The sequence below is a fragment of the Alkalihalobacillus deserti genome (assembly GCF_020734105.1).
In the GTDB taxonomy this organism is placed as follows: Bacteria; Bacillota; Bacilli; order Bacillales; family Bacillaceae_D; genus Halalkalibacter; species Halalkalibacter deserti.
In genome coordinates this window covers 1-18,258 of the sequence record NZ_JAJAFR010000004.1, presented here as the reverse complement: position 1 = coordinate 18,258, position 18,258 = coordinate 1, and the positions used below count along the sequence as shown (strand labels likewise).

The following is an 18,258-nucleotide window of genomic DNA, read 5'->3' as shown; positions in this document are numbered from 1 at the left end:
AACAATGAACCTTTTAAAGACGAGATACTTACTTCTTCCATATCAAAAGAAAGACTTTTCCTTCAACATCAATCATTTGAACCAGTCCTTATTAAACGAAAACAAGTTCTGTCCCTTAAAACTTCTGTAGGAATTAATTTATTACTATTTAGACCTTTCTTTTTTAGTTCAGAATCTAAAAGAAAATATCTTTATAATTTACTTTCCATTAAAAGGGGAAATATCTTATCGACCATCCTTTATTTTGAATAGTAAAATTCAAAGGAGGATTAAACATGGCTCACGACCCAGAGTATCTAGCATTAAAAGAAGCTCTAGTTGGTTTAGGAGTAGGAATAGGGATGATGATAGTTGTCTTCTTATTTGCACACTTCGTTTTAGGTCTACCATTTTTCCCATAAAAATTGCTTATCAATTGTCCCTTATTTTGGACGATTGATAAGCTTCTTTACTCTGGATGTGTATGGGTTTGATTTTAATATATTTTTTCACTATGTCTTATTTCCTAGAAATTAATATATAATTTTCGGCGACTTTATTCTTTTTGGTCAAAGTGTAACTATTCGCACTTATGTTTTACATACACCGATCTGCTAATTTATCATTGCACTTAATCATTTTATATATAAAAACAACCGAACCTTAGGCGGCTCGGTCATCATCATCTTCATCTACCTGTTTCTCTTCAAAATAATGAATTCGTGGTAAATGCTGAAAACGAAGGTACTCTTGCAGTAATGATCCTCCAACAAATGCGACCATTTGCCAATCGATTGCTTTTAGCATAGCACACCTCCATATCCAAGCTTATGTAGATAGAAAGCTGTCCTATTCCGCTCTAGTACTCTTCTTTGCACTCGATGTCTTTTTATAAAAATATTCACCAGCATGTACAAGCCCTCTTTTTGGTTCGATTGTTTCAATACTATCTTCTGCTTTAAAATCTACCCATTCAAACATCTCTTCAACTAGTTCTTTTACTTCTTCAAACCGACCACGCTTAAATTGTTTAACGATTTCACTTAAGTGTTCGCGATCGATAATCTTCACCTTCGTTGCGGCTGCTAGTTTACGACATGGATCGGAGGCTTGTTCGGCAGAAGTAATGATCAGTGCCTTATCTGCTAGATAATAGGCCTGTGCCGTATAGATTTGTTGAACTGAATCAAGCCCAAGCTTGTCCGAAAGACGTTTTGCTTGAACAACCGTTAACTGATCAGCTTGATCGCGAAACAGCAAGTCAGCACCGAAATCTCGACTTTTTTTTGTCAAATAGGTTTCATAGCCCAACACTTTGATTAACACATACAAATACTCTTCAAATTCATGTCCTGTCATTTGATCAATATCAGATAGATTTATTTTTGCGACATCAAATCTTTTCTTCCTTTTTATTTTTAGGATAACCCCAACTACTATCATCGCGATAATGAAACTCAAAAACACGACCACTAAGAAAAAACTATCAAACAAATTATTTCACCTCTCTATGATATTTAGTTTTACACCAACAACCACCTTCCACAGTGGTTTATTTTCTCATAAGTTTAATCTAAGAGGAAATCCGTAAGAAGCTGTTAATGTGAAGTTTCCGTCATCATCATGAGAAAACCACAACCTCACTCAAGGTTATTACTTCAAGAACGTATTGTAGCATTCCTCCAACTTCATTCCTTTAGTTTAGCATTTTTATTTTTCTAGGAAGGCGGAATTAGAAGTAATCTTCCTCTCCCTTAATTCTATATGGCTATCTACATCGTACCTTAGAAAAAGTACACCCAAAAGCTAAATTACATATATATACTGTATTGTGGACATACTAGATGCAAAACACTGTAAAGGGGTTTGTTCTTATGTCAAAAGCGACTTCTAAACCAAAGGGAAAACTCATTCCAATCTTTCTATTTTTAACAACATACATTCTAGTCCAATTATATAATTACGATTTTACCATTTTCGGTTTTACCTTAGCGGCGCTCTTAACATTTACAGGAATGTGGTATTTGTTTAAGGAATACAAATTAACCTCACGTCATTTATCAGCCAATTTTTTAAATATAGATGATCTTCCAGACCGAGAATTTCAACAACTGCTCGTTCCGATTTTTCAACGACAAGGCTATTCTGTTAATAAAATGAAAGAGAACTACAAATCAAAAGCAGATTTGGTTCTTCGTAAAAAAGGACTAAAAGCCATTGTTTTTGTCAAACGTCAAACGAGCAATGTCGGATCCAATTTGATTAAAGATGCACTTGCAAGTAAATCTCTCTACCAAGCATCTAAAGTAATCGTTGTGACCAATCGTCACTTTACAAAAGCTGCTAAACAAGTGGGACGAGCAAACAAAGTTATCCTAATTGATCGTGACTCTCTAGACGCTTATCTTGATGCCTACCTAAAAAATAAAAGAAGCCATCGCTTTATTCAACGTGTACGAACTTTATTTTTTAATGAAGAAATTAAAAATGGGTCTTAAAGACGCATCAGAAATAGAGCTTAGAGATGATTCTAAGCTCTTTAACTTTTTATGCTAATTTTCATAATAGCATCCGTTCTAATAGGTTAGCGAGAAAGGTCTTTTGATAACAGCGTTCATTAAAACGGTGCACCCCAACTAGATCTTCTTTTTCACCTCATCTCTGATTGATTCAATCAAAGAATCTGATAAATTGGCTGGCAACGATGTACCATCCTTCAAAATCCACGTGTTAATGATTTCAAGGTCTGCTTTATGAAAAGTAACACTGTAATCATTATGGTTGTGACTAAATTCAGCTGTCACTGATTCTTCTCCATCAAAATGGTCATCAATAATCATCTCTCTTATTTGATATCGCTCCACTATGAAGTCTCCTTTTTGTTCATTAGAATGGACCTTATTTGCGATGAATATTCAGGTTTTTCTAATTTAGCAGTTTTTGAAAGATATATGAGGTTGGGCTTTTGTGCAATAAAGGAGAATCTCGTGCATATATGGTCGGATCTTGTGCAATTAATCTCAACCTCGCGCATATATGGTCGGATCTTGTGCAATTAATCTCAACCTCGCGCATATATGGTCGGATCTTGTGCAATTAATCTCAATTTCGTGCATAGGAGCTGGTCTCGTGCAATTAATCGCATCCTCGTGCATATACGATACGATCTCGTGCAATTAATCACCAACTCGCACATAACACTAATTCTACGTACGCCGGGGTTTTAATAATAGCAGAGCGCATTGGATTCGTTAAATCCAATGCGCTTCTATGTTAAGTTTCGGTTGGTATTTTCGGCCCTGCGGCTTCTATATAAAAAGCTTCAATATCCTCTATTTTGACATGGATGGTTCCTTTTTGAACCTCACTTAATCGGTTAGCTTGGATATCTATTAATAGAAAATCATGTTTAACAGCCACAATTGATCCAAAAACTACAAAAGGATACGGCTGAATGAGTAGGAAAACTTTTTGCCCAGTACTTCTCTTTAACGTATCTATTATGACTTTGTGACGGACAGTACCACTCGTTAAAATTGGTTTATTTTTCATTTCCGTGTTCCTCCGTAATGAAATTAGAAATGCGGTCAATTGGAAAATGAAGAGGTGTTTGAAATGTATATTGGTTTAGTTCCGATAAAGACACAGCGACAGGATCTAATGTAATATATCCATTCGTCACTTGAACAACCTTGCCACTAAATAGCGGTCGAATTTGTTTATTTAAAAAAGTTATTTCATTTGCTCTAAGGGTTAGCTGTATTTCTTTTCCGACTATATGTTGAAACATCGTATTATTGGCGAGAATAGCTTCTCCGGCTCTAATTTTATATTGCTGAAACATATTTTTTCCTTGTCCTACCTTAGAAACATTTGACCAAAACAATTCTTGCATATTGCTCTTGCCTGCAGTTGGTTTAAACACTAGACTTTCATTATTCGTCCTCACTTTTCCACCACACTCCACTCTAAAAACATATTCGTGACAGTTTATGGTTAAACTACCTAAAAGGTTATCTTTTTAGGCGGTTTCATTAGGAAGAAATCCAAAAAAACATAAACATAGCCCTATCCTGAAATGGTTTCAGAATTAGGGCTATGTTTGATCATCTATTTTAACTAACTACATCGTCTGCTAGATCTAGATACTGCTTTGTGACATTGACATCTGAATGACCAGATAGTTGAGCAACAATCGATAAATCTACACCTTTACGAACTAAATCATGACAAAACGTATGACGTAGCTTATGAGGGTGTACATTGTATTCTTCTTTTAACATATGCTGAACCGTTCTTGTGGCAATTCGTTTTTGGTAATTAGATACAAACAGCGCATCATGATCATCCGTACGTGACGTAAGATAGTCATTAAGTTTAGCTACAAGCTCTTTTGAAAGCGGGATCATCCGCTCATTGCCATTGTCAGATCTAACAACTACCTGTCCTGTCTGACTTTTTGCATTTAATTTAATATCTGTTTTGTTTAACATACAAAGCTCAGAAACCCGAACACCTGTGTATAACAAGGTAAAGACAATCGCCACATTTCGTTTACTCTGGTCTTTTTTTGATCGATTTAAAAGTTCTTGAACTTCTGTTTCTTTTAAATAGTCCGGGGCGACATAATCAATCCTTTTATTCGTTCTTTGAACCGTATCCGTTAATTCCGGTAATGAAATCGACCTAGCAAACGTATTAATTGTATTGAATATTTTGTTAATAGTAGATATACTTCGTTTTTCAGCTTCGAGAAAATGAATGTAAGCTTGAATATCTTCCTTACTAAGATGTGTAATCATTTTCTCCCGCGACTCTAACCAACTGCAAAATGAATGAATTACACCACAATAAGTCTTAATTGTATTCTCAGATCTTCCTTTTTCAGAGAGATAGACGGCAAAAGAATCAATCACATCTTTTGTGGTTCCAGCGCATTTCTTATCCAAAATGATTCCCCCTAACTATTCAAACTATAAACCCTGGCAAGTATAAAGTCAAGTTCTGCGCAATATTTTATATGTTAATTTCACCCTTTTACAAATTTTTTTAGATTGTGCTTGTCTTATATACCTATGATATAGTTAACAGGTAGTAACCTATTAGGGAGGAATAAAAGATGACCACTAATTTCATAGCCTATATTGGTACCTATACGAATGGTGCTAGTAAAGGCATTTATCGAATGACGATAAATGCCTCGACAGGAGTTATTGATCAAGCTGAAGTTGCAGCAGAATTAGATAACCCTACATACCTAACGATAAGTAATGACAACAAGCATTTATTTTCTGTCATAAAAGAAGGTAGTGAAGGCGGAGTTGCCGCTTATCTGATCAATGAATCCGATCAATTAGAATTCTTAAATTCACAATTAGCAGCTGGTAGCCCCCCCTGTCATGTTAGTTTAAATACAAATAACGAGTATCTATTCTCAGCTAACTATCATCTCGGTACTGGCGTTACCTATAAAATCACAGGTAATGGTGAAGTTTCTCCAGCTACCTCAACTGTAACCCATGAAGGTACTGGTCCTCATGAAAGACAAGAAAAGCCTCATGCTCACTATGCTGGCTTAATGCCTGATGAAAAGCACCTATGTGTCGTTGATTTGGGTACAGACAAGATGGCTATTTATCAGTTCGAAGCTGGACAACTTACCCCACATAGTGAATTTACATTTAGACCCGGAACAGGCCCGAGACATATTCAGTTCCATCCAAATGGTAAATTTGCTTATGTAAATGGAGAATTAAGCTCAGAAGTTATTGCTTTGAGCTACGACACCGAAACAAGTTCATTTAATGACATTCAATACATTACATCTCTTCCTTCTGGCTTTGTAGGGGAAAGTATTGGCGGTGCTTTGAAAATCTCTCCTGATGGAAAATTTGTTTATGCGTCTAATCGAGGTGATGACAGCATCGCTGTATTTAGTATTGATATAGAAACAGGAGCACTTTCTTTAGTTGATCATATATCCTCTGGAGGCGAGTTCCCGAGAGATTTTACGATCGACCCATCTGGAACATACTTACTTGCTGCCAATCAAAATACAAGTAACATTGTTCAATTTTCTATTGATAAAACCAGTGGACAACTTACAAAAACGGGTGTTGAAATTTCTGTACCAAATCCGGTTTGCATTGCTTTTCTACATGTTTAAACGTTCAATGAGAGATCTGTCCTAAGGGAAAATTTGGGACAGATCTTTTTCTGTCTTATGGCGGCAAATCTACGAGAAACTTCTTAGTAACCCCTTAAATACATTTTATCTTCAAGTGTTGCTGCAGGGGGAAGAACCAGTCTAACAAGTGAACAGGTTGACTTTAGGAAAAAACATCTTAAAAGCTTACATAAAACCAGGGCTTATTCCTAGAGAATATCCCTGGTTTTTATAATTCTAATAATATCTTATCGCCTTTTAAAATCGTTTAAGCAATTAACCTTCTACATTCTGCTGCACAATTCATACAAGCAATCGCACACTGTTGGCAATGATCATGGTCATGTTTCTTACATTCGTTTCCACATGCTTCACAAATTTTTGCACATACTTCTGCCAATTCAGACACAAAAGGTGTTCCTCTACCTATTGCTTGTTCCAAATAAGCACATATATCTGAACATTCTCGATCTAAACGAATACACGCGGCCATCATATTGACGTTTTCTTCTTGTAAACAAGCGTCATAACAATGATTGCATGCCACCATACATTCATGCAGTGTTTCCAGTAGAGATTGATATGTTTCATGTTTCTCCATTTTAAATACCCTCCTCGAAAAAATGGCTCTTTATTTAGGAGATTACTAAAAAAGGGTCGTTTTCGGCCATTGAAAAAGGTACGATTTTTACCTTTTTCAATGGCCTTTAAGCAATGAGTCGGGTTCTCATAGCAGGCGCGCAACGTGTGGAACCATTGCTGCTTCCTCGAATTTGCTAATAGGAACTTTTTCAGCGGCCTCCGAATTACACCTTTTTCAGTACTCTCTTATTTAGATTACCTATTTCCCTCTTAACTAAACTTCATAATGTCAACATACTAACAAACCTCGAGAAAAAAATGACAAATAAAGAATGGATGAGTGATCATTCAGTTAGAGAAATTCACATCCATATGGCTCTACAACAATCAATGTTGCAACAACGATACAATCATTATATTAAAGAAAACACACCTGACGTCGAGAGACATTTCAATGCAAGAGCAAAGAGATACACTGCAATCCTTTTAAAAAATGTTTAATTTCCAAGATTAACATCGCTATCAAAGAAATCTGCTGCTACAAGACCTGCTAGATTTCTTTGCTTTCACTAAATCAACAACACGAATTCCTTTTTCCCGCGAGCGTCTTTACTAATCTTGCCACTGAACCAATAATCGTCATACTTTGCTAACATAAGAATCGTGAAAATATACCATACTAATAAAAACATAACCACTCAAATTAGCTTTTTTTCAATGACAAATAAATAAACAGATTGGTGATGAACATGAACAAAAAAGTGATCCGTTTTACAAATCAAGAACTTGATCCCAAAATAAAAAAGGAAATTGAGAAATTATCTTTCACTAAAAATTTTCGCTCGGCTACAGCAGAAGAGTGGTATGTCTTTTTACACCAGTTTCATGATCCCGAAACCGGAGGAGCTGCAGGAAAGGCCATTATTCACTATGAACTTCAAGGTAACAGAGATGTTTTTATTAATACGACGGTTATCTATGATGATCCAAAACTTCATGATCAAATAAACCATGAGTTGGTTTATGCAATATCTGACGAAGTAGTTAATCGCCTTGTAGGATATGCAAATACATTGCTTGCTGTTCACGCTGGTGCTAACTCCTACCAAGCTGAGTATATTCATTAGACTACCCAAAAGCAAAACCATTCTTTATTCAACAAGAAAATGACGTATGCCAATTCATACGTCATTAACGTCTTAACACGGAATCCCTTATTGTTAAATCTAGACATCTTTTGTTGCTAATATAGGTATTATTTTCACTCCAGAATGACGGTCAAACGGTCTGTTAAATAAGTTGTTAATTCTATTTTTCTCCCTCTCAACCGAACGGCTTATGCTCAGTGCACTGCATCTTTTTATTTTTATATCAACGTTCTTTCCTTTTATTAATACTAACTTAATCTAATAATACTCTTCCATTGTTCCTTTCGTCACATCTACCTTGTACCAACCAATTGTTGCCGTATGAGATCCCTTTTCTCTTTCGACAACATCATAAACATGTATAACATAGTTCCCATTATCATTAAGATGATCAATAACCACTTTTGTCTCTTCTTTAATTCTAAGACTTTTGTCTATCTGTTGCAATTGCCTCTTCTTCTGTCATTTTGTCCTCACTACTTATAGGATTTGAAGCACGATTTAGCTTCTCCGACTGAATTTCGTCAACAATCCACTTTTCGTCTTGAAGTAAAAGAACATAAATCATATTTAGATGACCTATAAACTCATTATCTCGTTCCTGTATGACTTTATATTGTTGATCATTTACTTTTTTTAACTTAAATTCACTCTCATTATCTAACCATGTAGGTGCATCCATTGCTTTAATATATAATTCATCATTCTTCTCAACGAAATACGTATCAGCAAACCAGCGGGCCAATTCTTGTGACATAATCGACGTAAAATAAGTTAAAAGTTCTTCTTTTGAGTGATAGTTAGCAACCTTGCCTTGTTGATCTGCATTTTCGGCAACTTCCATAAATGTACTCTTATAATCATTCATAACTTCCTCAGCTTCTGCTTTATTCAATGACCGTTTCTCTTCTTGATCATTTCCCTCTGCTCTTTCGCTTCCCGCTTCCTCTGAGTTACTATTTCCTTCAGGGGATTGTTCTTGTGAAAAACTCTCCTCACGATCCTCTTCCCTTGGACCTTCTACTTCAGATGAACAAGCTATCAATATGAACGAAGCAATAAGTAATAGCCCTCCTACTTTTTTCATGCCGTCATCTCCTTTCTCTGTATAACATGGTAATTCCCTTCGCCTAAGAATCATAAACAGGCATCTATATTTCCGTTTAGATGAGGATGTTCAAAAGAGTTTTTTATTAAGGCTAGTTCAGAAAAATCATGTGTTATACAAACGACAGACGATGAATCAGGAAAGTGAACGTTTTACACGTTGGGATAAATGAAGAAACACATGGCTACTTTCAATAAATGCCATGTGTCCTGTTTAATGTATACCTTTATCGAAAGTAATTGTACGTTTTTAACTTTAAAGATGGCTAATGCTTCTTATAGGCTCTGAATTGTGCATACATTCTATTTTTCTCATCTTTAAACCTATAAATGCTGTCATCATTAATATACAGATCGTTCCAAGTACAATCCCCTTCCAATGTAAAAAATTCCAAAAGGGCTCTAAATACAAAGGACCAATACTCCCCCCAATATAATAGAAAATTAAATATAATCCTGATGCACTAGCTTTAGCTGTTTGCGCCCTGCTACTCACCCAAGAGCTAGCGGTTGAATGGGCAAAAAAGAAGCCAAAACAATTTAGCAAGAGTCCTGTAATAATGGCTGGTATACTACTTGCTAACGTAATCATAAAACCAATTACCATTATGAGAATTCCAATCTCAATACAAATAGATTTAGACAGCTTCGTTGCAAGTTTCCCTGAAAGAGGAGAACTAATCGTCCCAGCAATATAAGTTAAAAACAAGAGGCCAATTAAACTAGAAGGCATTTGATAAGGCGGACTGCTTAAAAGAAAGGTAACATAACTAAAGTGACCAACAAATATACCAAAATGAAGGCCTCCAATCAGGTAAGCTAACCTTAATTCTCTATTCACAAGGTGAGAGCGATAGTCTTTCAGGGTCCCTTGCCAATTAAATCTTTTACTAACAAATTGTTTAGAAGGTCGAAGTAATACGATAAAAAAAATCAAGCATATCAAACTAACAATTCCCATTGCGATAAAGGCAAACCGCCAGCTGATCATGTCTGTTAAAATCCCACTAAAAGCGCGGCCAAACATTCCACCAATCGTATTACCACTAATATAAATGCCAATGGCAAGTGAAAGCGCACTCTGCGAATACTCCTCGCCAATATAAGCAACAGCAAGAGAAGGCAGCCCCGCTAGAAACATTCCTTGTAATATGCGAACAACAATAAACCATTCAAACGTTGGCACGAATGCAGCTAAGAACGTCGTTACAGTGGCAAGTGCCATTGTTACAATCATAATCCCACGTCGTCCAACACTATCAGAAAAAGGACCGTAGAAGACCAAGGACAAACCTAATGCTAATATAACGAGAGAAACAGTCATGTTTGCAGCAAGAGTTGATACATTAAATTCCTCAGATAAAATCGGTAAAATAGGCTGTGTAAAGTAAACATTTGCAAAAATCAATAGAGAACCAATACTAAGGGCAATCGTTGTCTGCCAAAATTCCTTTGTCCGTAATTCGATCACTTGAACCCTTCCTTTACTGTGAGATAGACGTATTTAAAAGCAAATAGGATCGGTAGAACCCCCGATCCTTCTTTCTACTTCGAAAAAGACAACAGTTTAGAAATGGTATGATCAATCACTTCTTGTGTATTAGCCGTACCACCGAGATCTCTCGTTTTTATTCCCTCTCCAATCGTCTCTTTAATCGCCCGGATTAATAACGAACCTAACTCTCCTAATCCAAGATGATCCAACATCATCTTAGCAGTCCATAATTGGCCTACTGGATTAGCAATATTTTTCCCAATAATATCTGGTGCTGAACCATGGACCGGCTCAAACATCGAAGGATAGTTACCGTTAATATTTATATTCGCAGCTGGAGCAATCCCTATACTACCCATTATCGCAGCGCCTAAATCTGTCAGAATATCTCCAAATAAATTACTTGCGACAATAACATCGAATTGGTCTGGTTTTGAAACTAAAAATGCACATAGCGCATCAATGTGGTTACTCTCTGTTTTAATATTTGGATAGTCTCGCCCGACCTCTTTAAACACTTGGTCCCAAAACGGCATGCTATGTACAATCCCATTTGATTTCGTCGCACTCGTCACCCGCCCGTTTCGTTTTTGTGCCAATTCAAATGCATAACGAATCGTTCGCTCTGTCGCTTTTCTTGTGAATACAGCGTTTTGTATCGCAATCTCATCGTCACCACTATGAATTCTTCCACCTACTTCACTGTATTCGCCTTCACTATTTTCACGGACGACAATAAAGTCAAATTCATTCGGTTCAGCAAGAGGAGACTTAACCCCTTTTATGTATTGAGCTGGTCTGATGTTGATCACTTGCTCACATTCACGCCGAATTTTAATAAGCAGGCCCCAAAGAGAGATATGATCCGGTACCAACTTTGGATTCCCAACCGCACCTAAATAAATGGCATCCGTCTGATGGATTTTTTCCATTCCATCCGTTGGCATCATCACTCCATGCTCTAAATAATACTCACAACTCCACGGGTGGCTTTCGTATTCAAATTTTACCCCTCCATGAATATCGGCTAAAATATCAAGTACCTTTAACGTTTCAGGAACAACCTCCAGTCCTATTCCGTCTCCGGGTATGACTGACAATTTAATTTTTTCCATTAATGATCTCTCCTAACATCTACTGTAAATTAAAAATAGAGCTCACCACTCTAAACTCTCAAACATTGACTTTGATAGGAATATGATAAAAACATTGATACGTATTCTCCTAAAACATAAAAAAGATAGGCTCTAGTTTAATACGTACATATCGTATTAATTAAACCAGATCCTATCCCCCTTTTAAATAATAATTGTTTGCCCTTTAAGATCTAAACTCAGATGGAAAAACAGTTAAATCAACTCCCCAGAAGAGTGGTAGTAAAATGTAAACAGCAAACGTAATCAAGATTACAGCTAAAATGTTAATCCAGAACCCGTTTTTAACCATCTCAATGATTTTTATTTTTCCAGTTGCAAAAATAATCGCATTTGGCGGTGTTCCTACCGGAAGCATGAATGCACAGTTAGCTGCCATTGCTGCAGGTACCATTAACGCAAACGGATGAATGTTTAAAGCAAGACCAAGTGCTGCTAAAACAGGTAAGATCATCGTTGCAGTTGCTGTATTAGACGTAATTTCAGTTAAGAATAAAACTAATGTTGTTGTGAGTACGATAATAAGAATGAAATTAACACCTTCTAGAACTGTTAGCTGGCCACCAATCCAATCGGCTAATCCTGATTCACGAAAACCAGCTGCAATCGCTAATCCACCACCGAATAACAACAGAATCCCCCACGGTACATCTTTAGACACTTCCCAGTCTAAAATACGACTTCCCTTATTAATAGAAGGAATTAAAAATAATAGAACAGCAGCAAAGATCGCAATCATCGTGTCATTAAGACCTGGTATCGCAATAATTTGCCCTTCCCATAAGAACGTTCTCGTAATCCACATAAAAGCTGCAAATAGAAACACGGCTAAAACCGCTTGCTCTTCAAAACTAATTTTTCCTAACTTATTCTTTTCGTTGTCAATGAGTGCTTTTCCTCCTGGTAGCTCCTTTAATTTAATTGGATGTGCAACCTTCGTTAAAAACAACCAACTACTAATTAGTAAAATAACAACGACAGGAGCAGAAAAAAATAACCAATCAGCGAAAGAGATTTGCACTCCGAATAACTCCTGAATCGTCGCTGCTAGAATGATATTGGGGGGCGTACCAATTAATGTTCCAAGCCCCCCAATTGTACCAGCATATCCAATCCCAAAAATAAGCACCTTTGAAAACTTTTCTTCTTCAGCGGCTAAATTTTCTTTGTTGTTTTTTAGAGCTTGAGCTACTTGATACGTGATTGCCGTCCCGATCGGAAGCATCATCATAACAGCCGCTGTGTTTGAAACCCACATCGACAGGAAACCAGTTGCTGCCATAAAACCAAAAACAATTCGTGATGGACTTGTACCAATAACAGATATGATATTCAAGGCAATACGTTTATGCAGATTCCACTTTTCCATTGCTAGTGCAATAAGGAAACCACCTAAAAACAAGAAAATAATCGGATTACCATAAGCCGCCGTAACCATATCTCCATTTACAGCCCCAGTAATCGGTAAAAGAATGATCGGTAGTAGTGACGTCACTGGAATTGGAATTGCTTCTGTGATCCACCATGTTGCCACCCACAAAGTGGTTGCTAGTACCATTCGTCCCTCATAGCTTAGTCCTTCTGGAAAAAAGAATAACAATACCGCCATAAATAAAAGTGGTCCAAGAAACAACCCTACCTTTTGTGGCGTTTTATAACTTGGTTGTTTAGGAGTTTCTTGTTTTGAATTTTCATTCTCCATTGTATCCAACTTTTGTTTCGATCTCATTGGTAAAGAAAACAAGAGTAGTTTTTTTGATTGATTATGTGAACTCCATAATTGATTCCACACAGAAGTAATACTTGCTTTCATTTTAATTCCCCCCTATTTCTGCGCTCAATTCATTGCGGTTACAGCGCCATTTAACCTGCTTCACATTCTAATTAAGCAGAGTTTAATTATTCTGATTATAAAGCGCTTTCAATATAACGACAATAATTAGAACATACTGCTCTTTTTGGTCTTTTTGGTCTTGAATTTGGTACTATTCCGATTCATGCGCTATTTCATTGAAATACATTGAATAACCACTTCTAAGTTGGGTTCACTGTGAATTCGATTCCGCTGTGAATGATCATTTTTACTATTATATTATTTAATAAGTCTTAAAAAAGGTTCACCCTGCTACCGACAGTCCTGGTTCCCTGCTCTACCCACTCAAAAAAATGTTGCATCTACTTACCCAGCAGTACAAAATGAACATTTTACTTTCCCACAATAAAAAATGAACGCCCCACTATCACATAAAATAGTGATGACTCGGGCGTCCTACACTTCCATACTTTACTTGTACTTGAATTTTTCCTGACTGTTCTAAATGGTCTAAGTACCTTCGTACAGTGACTCTTGCCATCCCTAACGATTTTGCTAATTCCTCTGCTGTTACGGGGTCAGTTTGATCAATCAGATTCAAAAGTATCTGTTTCATCGTCGTCTCGCTTAAGCCCTTAGGTACCGATTGATCACGTTGCTGAATTTGCTTCATTTCGTCGATGTCGGACTGATTAAGAGGGGCGGAATCACTTAGCTTTCTTCTCATTTTCTGATACGTTTCTAAAGCTGTCTTAAAACGATCAAACCGAAATGGTTTAACAAGGTAATCAACGGCTCCTAGTCTAAATACATTTTGGATCGTTTCGGTGTCTCTAGCCGCTGTTATCATAATCACATCGCACTTCATCTCATTATTTCGAATAGATTTTAATACATCTAATCCAGACATATCTGGTAGAAACATATCTAACAACACTAAATCAGGTTTATTTGCTTGAATTTCTGCTAAGGCATCAGTTCCATTTGTTGCCGTCCCACACAGTGTAAATAGTGAAACTTTTTCTAAAAAACCTCTATTCACTTCTAAAACCATTGGGTCATCTTCCACAATAAAAACATTAATCATATTTTTTACCCTCTTCTATTTGCTTTAATTGTAATCTCAGTTCCGACATTAACTTCAGACTCTACTGTTATTTCACCATGGTGAGCCGTTACAATTTGCTCGACAAGTGCTAATCCAATACCTCGCCCTTCTTTTGCTTTTGTACTAAAGCCATAGTCGAATATTTTCTCTTCATTTTCAGTCGTAATGCCCTTTCCATTATCTTTCACCTTAATATGAAGATGATTTTCATCTCCTTGTATTAGACATTCAACTACCCTTCTTTCAGCTTGAGTTCCAAACGCCTCAAAAGCATTTTCAATAAGATTTCCGGTAATCGTCACAAGATCTCCTGAACTTAAACGATGAAAAATTCCTTTCAAATAACTAGCTTGATTAATATTGAACGTAATCCCTAACTCACGCGCTCTTGATCGTTTCCCTAATAAAAGGCCTGAAAGAGAATAATCTTTAAAGCGTTCTTTTAAAAATAAAATCATATTTTCTTCATTTTCCGTTTCATCAAGAATGACGTCTAAAGCCTCATCGGTTCTTTCTAATTGAATCAATCCAGCAATGCTGTGCAACTTGTTCATATACTCGTGATTTTGAGCTCTAAGTGCGTCAACTAGGGCTTTCACTCCGGTTAGTTCTTCAGCCATACGATTCGCCTCTGTCCTATCGATCATCGTTAATAACGTACCAACTAATGTTCCTTTAACTTGAATAGGGTACAAAGAAAGAAGATAGGTTTTATCGAAAAGAACAACATTCTGATTGATCAACTGTTCTTTGCGTTCCTTTTTCAATTGATCAACCATATGTTCCCATGAGTTTGGAAAAATATCGTGTACGTGTAAAGAGCCTTTATTCTTCCCTCCTTGAAAGTATTGCTTAGCTAAACGATTCATAAAAGTAATTTGACTTTTTTCATCTAAAGCGATAATTCCGATGTCCATCGCTTGCATAACGGCTGATCTTTCCTCAACTAGTTTAGCAATCTCATGTGGTTCTAATCCAAACGTTTGCTTTTTTATATGATGAGCTAAAAGAAAGGAACCGATCAAGCCAATAAATAACCCCCATATAAGTGAGAAGAGCAGATCGTTACTGTAAGCAGCAATTAATGATTGAAAGGTTGGAGTTAATATGCCGACAACCGCAACTCCAACTTGTTCGCCTCCACCTTCGCTTATGATCGGCACAAAAGCTCTAATAGAGTTTCCTAAAGTACCTTGAGCTCTTGATACATATTCCTTTTCAGCCATTGCTTCTCGTTCATCGCCGCCAACGAAGGCTTTCCCTATTAACTCTTCAGAAGGATGAGAATAGCGTATACTATTCATATCAATGATGACAATATAATCAACATTGGTTGCTTGACGTGTACTTTCCGCAATTGGTTGAATTTCCATTTCTCCGCCCTGCACCCCAACATATTTGCGAATATCTGGCATTTGTGCCACAGTTCTTGCGATCGCAACTGCACGCTCTTCAATCTCTTTTTCAAACGCATCGGTAATATTGTTAACCATGATCCAGCCACTTGTCATGACTGAAACGACCACAACCACAAAAGACATGACTAATATTTTTAGACGTAAACTGATTTTCATTTATTTCATCCTTTAGAGAGCTTCTCTTAATTATGACATGATTGCCTTTGTTTCAGCGATTGTACATAAGGTTCATCTATCAATAGTTTTCGATAATAGTTGCTTTGCAAGTGACATGAATTCCTTGTTAATTTCCTTAAGTGTTGCTTACTTTAATCTCGTAGTTGGCTTCTTGTTTTGACATTTCTTCTATAGAATAGGTGTTAGAGAGCAGATTCGGATTTAAAATAGCTGAAATGAGTTCTGGTTACCCCACCAACCTTCGTTGCTTGCATAATTGAATAGTTATTTTTCATAAGATCTACCTTGTCATTTTAACCGCTTTATTTAATCATAAAGCATCTATTCCTTTACTAAAAGCATGCTTCTATCTAAATATGATCAACTTTCTATTAATTATGCTTTATTCTAGAGTAAACGAGGGCTGATTTATGAAAGCAGGAATGAAATGAACAGCAAGAATTGTTATACAGAACAGCCAGGGCAAACAAGTTGTTTATGAAGTAAGAGCTAGGCAAATCCTTTATAATATTCATCAACTTGATTAAGACTGTCGCTTCAAAAAATTATAAACCAACGACCGAACGATATTGCGCCGTGACAACACGGTAACAAGCTAGAGTACTCCTACAAGAATAGTTTGCGTTATCAAAAGAATAGAAAAACCAAGAAAGAGACTAACTAGCTGAAAAGACCAACTGCAATAAGTAAAGTAATCCGAGTTAAAGGTGAAAAAGTAAAAAGGCGCACGTATCAGCAGGGTTGCTATACGTGTGCCTTTTTTAATTTGACTAAAGAAGTCCAACCATCTTTAATCCGTGCTCGATTCCATTTTCGTTTACATGTTTTGTAATGTGTTTAGCTGCATTTTTCACTTCACCATGCGCATTTCCCATCGCTACACTGTTTACCACAAATTGCAACATTTCTATATCATTTAAACCGTCGCCAAATGCATACACGTCTTCTTTAGAGAAACCAAGATGATTTATAGCCGTTTCAACACCTTTTGCCTTTGAGCCGCCAACAGGTAGCACATCAACAGACAGGGGATGCCATCTAACAAAATCAAATTTTGCAAATGAATTCACATACTGTGCTTCCTCACCCTCTGAACAAAACAGTAGGGTCTGCATGATCTCTCTATTTACATAATAGCTAGCATCGTGCCCTGGTTGATAACATTTTAATGTACCCATGCTCTCCTCAACATGAGGGTGTGCTTCAATGTTTGTTTTCATATCGTCTGGATCCATAAAGACTAAAGGATGTTGCCTGTTTGATGAGAAATCAATCAGTTTATCTAATGAATCTTTATCTAATAACGTCTTTGAAACCACTTCATTATCAATCACAACAAGTGAACCGTTAAAACAAACATATGTATCAATGCCTAATTCGTCACGTAAATCTTTAAAGAGAAATGGGGCTCGTCCTGTTGCAATAGCAACATAGTGTCCTTTTGTTTTTAAGTCTTGGATTGCTTTTTTTGTCGAGTCTGGTAATTGTTTATTTTCATTGTAAAGAGTGCCGTCTATATCAAAAAAGACTATTTTTTTCTCAGACATCTTAATCCCTCCTGAAGCTTCAAAGTCCCTCACACTTTATTAAAGGTGTGTGAGGGACTTGATATTGGTCTATTATATCATAATAAAGTTTCTCACCAAAATGACTTCTTTAGACAATGGTTGATTAAGGTCCGAATAGTTTTATTTATAATCGGAAAAATTCATTATGAATAAAAAAAGCACAACCCATTGGATTGTACTTTATCAGCCTGGCAACGTCCTACTCTCACAGGGGGAAGCCCCCAACTACCATCGGCGCAAAAGAGCTTAACGACCGTGTTCGGCATGGGAACGGGTGTGACCTCTTCGCTATCGCCACCAGACTATTATAAGGTATTTTTTATAAAATACCATTGAAAGAATCAAGGTTCTCTCAAAACTAGATAATGCAAAATAGAAACATTTTCATATTTATTCAAAATATGACGTAAAGAAAGTATTGGATAAGTCCTCGACCGATTAGTATCTGTCAGCTCCACGTGTCGCCACGCTTCCACACCAGACCTATCAACCTCATCATCTCTAAGGGGTCTTACTGGATTAATCCATGGGAAATCTCATCTT

Annotated in this window: 20 protein-coding genes and 2 rRNA genes; 5 read left to right on the top strand and 17 right to left on the bottom strand. The window is 36.7% G+C overall.

Translation table 11 applies throughout. The annotated features are described in order from the left end of the window. Nucleotides 1–275 precede the first annotated feature (275 nt). Nucleotides 276–401: a hypothetical protein gene (locus LDX58_RS25900; protein ID WP_265416616.1), complete on the top strand. Its 126-nt coding sequence runs from the start codon at nt 276–278 to the stop codon at nt 399–401. Nucleotides 402–642: 241 nt separating this feature from the next. On the opposite strand, the gene LDX58_RS09005 is transcribed toward LDX58_RS25900, so the two are convergent. Both LDX58_RS09005 and LDX58_RS09000 read right to left on the bottom strand, forming a co-directional pair. After that, entirely contained in the window at nt 643–786 is a 144-nt protein-coding gene (locus LDX58_RS09005; RefSeq protein WP_227936509.1) for a hypothetical protein, read from the bottom strand. 42 nt (nt 787–828) lie between these two features. Then, the gene (locus LDX58_RS09000) at nt 829–1,473 is read right to left on the bottom strand and encodes a restriction endonuclease (protein ID WP_227936508.1); all 645 of its coding nucleotides are present in this window, start codon (nt 1,471–1,473) and stop codon (nt 829–831) included. A 380-nt stretch (nt 1,474–1,853) separates the two neighbouring features. Here LDX58_RS09000 and LDX58_RS08995 point away from each other — a divergent pair, with 380 nt between their 5' ends. Then, nucleotides 1,854–2,477, top strand: coding sequence for a restriction endonuclease (locus LDX58_RS08995; RefSeq protein WP_227936507.1), 624 nt, complete (start codon nt 1,854–1,856; stop codon nt 2,475–2,477). Nucleotides 2,478–2,615: 138 nt separating this feature from the next. Here LDX58_RS08995 and LDX58_RS08990 read toward each other — a convergent pair whose 3' ends face one another. The 4 genes from LDX58_RS08990 to LDX58_RS08975 form a co-directional block, all read right to left on the bottom strand. Next, entirely contained in the window at nt 2,616–2,843 is a 228-nt protein-coding gene (locus tag LDX58_RS08990; protein ID WP_227936506.1) for a hypothetical protein, read from the bottom strand. A 409-nt stretch (nt 2,844–3,252) separates the two neighbouring features. Next, nucleotides 3,253–3,531 carry a hypothetical protein gene (locus LDX58_RS08985; protein ID WP_227936505.1) on the bottom strand — a complete coding sequence of 93 codons (279 nt, stop codon included), beginning with the start codon at nt 3,529–3,531 and terminating at the stop codon, nt 3,253–3,255. Further along, on the bottom strand, nt 3,521–3,928 hold the full coding sequence (locus LDX58_RS08980) for a hypothetical protein (protein ID WP_227936504.1): 408 nt from the start codon (nt 3,926–3,928) through the stop codon (nt 3,521–3,523). Before LDX58_RS08980 ends, LDX58_RS08985 begins: the two co-directional genes overlap by 11 nt. A 166-nt stretch (nt 3,929–4,094) precedes the next feature. Beyond that, nucleotides 4,095–4,928 (bottom strand): tyrosine-type recombinase/integrase, encoded by an 834-nt coding sequence (locus tag LDX58_RS08975; protein ID WP_227936503.1) that lies wholly within the window; start codon nt 4,926–4,928, stop codon nt 4,095–4,097. A 170-nt stretch (nt 4,929–5,098) separates the two neighbouring features. Here LDX58_RS08975 and LDX58_RS08970 point away from each other — a divergent pair, with 170 nt between their 5' ends. Next, nucleotides 5,099–6,145 (top strand): lactonase family protein, encoded by a 1,047-nt coding sequence (locus LDX58_RS08970; protein ID WP_227936502.1) that lies wholly within the window; start codon nt 5,099–5,101, stop codon nt 6,143–6,145. A gap of 268 nt (nt 6,146–6,413) precedes the next feature. On the opposite strand, the gene LDX58_RS08965 is transcribed toward LDX58_RS08970, so the two are convergent. Then, nucleotides 6,414–6,746, bottom strand: a complete 333-nt coding sequence (locus LDX58_RS08965) for a four-helix bundle copper-binding protein (RefSeq protein ID WP_227936501.1) — start codon at nt 6,744–6,746, stop codon at nt 6,414–6,416. A 299-nt stretch (nt 6,747–7,045) separates the two neighbouring features. Between LDX58_RS08965 and LDX58_RS08960 the strand changes: the two genes are divergently transcribed. Both LDX58_RS08960 and LDX58_RS08955 read left to right on the top strand, forming a co-directional pair. Then, on the top strand, nt 7,046–7,228 hold the full coding sequence (locus LDX58_RS08960) for a hypothetical protein (RefSeq protein ID WP_227936500.1): 183 nt from the start codon (nt 7,046–7,048) through the stop codon (nt 7,226–7,228). 248 nt (nt 7,229–7,476) lie between these two features. Then, the gene (locus LDX58_RS08955) at nt 7,477–7,854 is read left to right on the top strand and encodes a hypothetical protein (protein WP_227936499.1); all 378 of its coding nucleotides are present in this window, start codon (nt 7,477–7,479) and stop codon (nt 7,852–7,854) included. Between the two features lie 279 nt (nt 7,855–8,133). On the opposite strand, the gene LDX58_RS08950 is transcribed toward LDX58_RS08955, so the two are convergent. The 10 genes from LDX58_RS08950 to LDX58_RS08905 all read right to left on the bottom strand — a co-directional run. Next, the gene (locus tag LDX58_RS08950) at nt 8,134–8,322 is read right to left on the bottom strand and encodes a hypothetical protein (protein WP_227936498.1); all 189 of its coding nucleotides are present in this window, start codon (nt 8,320–8,322) and stop codon (nt 8,134–8,136) included. Then, a complete protein-coding gene (locus LDX58_RS08945) occupies nt 8,297–8,962 on the bottom strand; it encodes a hypothetical protein (protein WP_227936497.1) in 666 nt (221 codons plus the stop codon). Before LDX58_RS08945 ends, LDX58_RS08950 begins: the two co-directional genes overlap by 26 nt. Nucleotides 8,963–9,238: 276 nt before the next feature. Beyond that, nucleotides 9,239–10,453 (bottom strand): MFS transporter, encoded by a 1,215-nt coding sequence (locus LDX58_RS08940; RefSeq protein WP_227936496.1) that lies wholly within the window; start codon nt 10,451–10,453, stop codon nt 9,239–9,241. Nucleotides 10,454–10,527: 74 nt separating this feature from the next. Further along, a complete protein-coding gene (locus tag LDX58_RS08935) occupies nt 10,528–11,592 on the bottom strand; it encodes a tartrate dehydrogenase (protein WP_227936495.1) in 1,065 nt (354 codons plus the stop codon). Nucleotides 11,593–11,797: 205 nt separating this feature from the next. Beyond that, on the bottom strand, nt 11,798–13,444 hold the full coding sequence (locus LDX58_RS08930; protein WP_227936494.1) for an SLC13 family permease: 1,647 nt from the start codon (nt 13,442–13,444) through the stop codon (nt 11,798–11,800). A 427-nt stretch (nt 13,445–13,871) separates the two neighbouring features. Continuing rightward, nucleotides 13,872–14,531 carry a response regulator gene (locus LDX58_RS08925; protein ID WP_227936493.1) on the bottom strand — a complete coding sequence of 220 codons (660 nt, stop codon included), beginning with the start codon at nt 14,529–14,531 and terminating at the stop codon, nt 13,872–13,874. A 5-nt stretch (nt 14,532–14,536) separates the two neighbouring features. Then, nucleotides 14,537–16,126: an ATP-binding protein gene (locus tag LDX58_RS08920; protein ID WP_227936492.1), complete on the bottom strand. Its 1,590-nt coding sequence runs from the start codon at nt 16,124–16,126 to the stop codon at nt 14,537–14,539. A 791-nt stretch (nt 16,127–16,917) separates the two neighbouring features. Continuing rightward, nucleotides 16,918–17,694 carry a Cof-type HAD-IIB family hydrolase gene (locus LDX58_RS08915; RefSeq protein ID WP_227936491.1) on the bottom strand — a complete coding sequence of 259 codons (777 nt, stop codon included), beginning with the start codon at nt 17,692–17,694 and terminating at the stop codon, nt 16,918–16,920. A 207-nt stretch (nt 17,695–17,901) separates the two neighbouring features. Next, nucleotides 17,902–18,017 (bottom strand): 5S ribosomal RNA (rrf, locus tag LDX58_RS08910). Nucleotides 18,018–18,133: 116 nt separating this feature from the next. Continuing rightward, nucleotides 18,134–18,258, bottom strand: a 23S ribosomal RNA gene (locus LDX58_RS08905); the annotation flags it as partial.